Origin of the sequence: Neisseria sp. P0019.S002 (assembly GCF_051957155.1) — a bacterium.
GTDB classification, from domain to species: Bacteria; Pseudomonadota; Gammaproteobacteria; order Burkholderiales; family Neisseriaceae; genus Neisseria; species Neisseria perflava.
Genome location: NZ_JBQCWS010000111.1, coordinates 1 through 460, shown reverse-complemented (window position 1 = coordinate 460; position 460 = coordinate 1). Strand labels below are relative to the sequence as shown.

Genomic DNA, 460 nt, shown 5'->3' with positions numbered 1-460 from the left:
CTTATAGATAGAACAAGGCCGTTTGAACATTTTTTTCAGACGGCCTTTTGATTTGATGTTTTAAATTACAACTAATTCTTGCAGGCCGCGCAATACGCCGTCTTCATCGACACTTGGGCAGACGAATTGTGCGGCGACTTTGGCCGCTTCTTCGCCATTGCCCATGGCAACGCCGAAGCCGACGGTTGACAGCATTTCCAAGTCGTTGAAGCTGTCGCCGAATGCCATTACTTTGCTCATCTCAATGCCCAGTTTTTCCACTGCGTGGGCGATGCCCCGTGCTTTTGAACCTTCTTTGCGCAGCAGGTCCACAGCATATTCATGCCAGCGGCCGGATTTGAAGCCGTGTTGCTGGGTTAGCGGTTGCAGGATTTTTTCTTCTTCCTTATCCACAAAGACCACCATTTGATAAACTGGCTGTTTGCGGAAATATTCTTTGTCGGTCAGGAAGTTGGGCCGG

General features: G+C 49.3%; 1 protein-coding gene. It reads right to left on the bottom strand.

The features are described 5' to 3' along the window. Positions 1-60: 60 nt before the first annotated feature. The coding region (locus tag ACTHTY_RS11820; RefSeq protein ID WP_440367820.1) for an HAD-IIB family hydrolase at positions 61-460 on the bottom strand (400 nt) is incomplete at its 5' end.